The organism is Flammeovirga aprica JL-4 (genome assembly GCF_012844305.1).
In the GTDB taxonomy this organism is placed as follows: domain Bacteria; phylum Bacteroidota; class Bacteroidia; order Cytophagales; family Flammeovirgaceae; genus Flammeovirga; species Flammeovirga aprica.
The window spans coordinates 1-732 of sequence record NZ_JABANE010000346.1 but is presented as its reverse complement, the minus strand read 5'-3'; the positions used below and the strand labels follow the sequence as shown (position 1 = coordinate 732).

General features: G+C 45.9%; 1 protein-coding gene. It reads left to right on the top strand.

Annotated elements, in window-relative coordinates:
* Nucleotides 1–133 precede the first annotated feature (133 nt).
* Nucleotides 134–325, top strand: coding sequence for a Rop family plasmid primer RNA-binding protein (locus tag HHU12_RS34290; protein ID WP_001041614.1), 192 nt, complete (start codon nucleotides 134–136; stop codon nucleotides 323–325).
* The last annotated feature ends 407 nt before the right edge of the window (nucleotides 326–732 follow it).

Below are 732 nucleotides of genomic sequence, written 5' to 3'. Positions count from 1 at the left end.
ATGCTTACCGTTACGTTATCTGCTTATCCTCCCTCCGCTCGCCGCAGACTCATGACCGAACGGAGTGAGCGAATGAGCGAGGAAGCGGAAAACCATCAGAACGTACAGTAAGCACTTTCGCGCCGGGGCCTTCATGAACAAACAACAAAAGACTGCCGTTAACATGGCTAAATTCATCCAGGATCAGTCCCTGCTTCTTCTGGACAGGCTTAATGAGCTGGATCTGGATCATGAGGCTGATTTCTGCGAGAAACTCCATGAGGATGCGGAACGCCTTTACCGAAGCCTGTCAGCGCGCCTGAATGAGCAGCAGGACGGTGCGTAATGTCTCCGTTCTGGGTATTACCGGAGTAATACCGGCATCGCCTTAATTTTCATTGTCTTAGCGCTTAACATTATTACCCTGGTAATACCCACAATCCCTGTATTTTTTCTTTTTTATTTATTTTTCATGAAGTTGCGATGAAAATCGCGGCTGCGTTAGGTGTATGACCATTTTGAGGTTGAAAAATAATCAACCATGGCGGGTGATTTACGCAGGTTAAGGGGAGAACGTGACAAAAAAAGCGTTCCTCACTGTATCGTTCATGCCTGCATGAACGGGTTATTCTTCCTGACTACAGAATTACATTGCTCCTTCAGTTCATACATCACTTTTGCATCACTTTTACATCATTCCTTCAGCTCATACGTCACTTTTACGTCAGTTCCATCCTCTGTGCCCTTTGTACA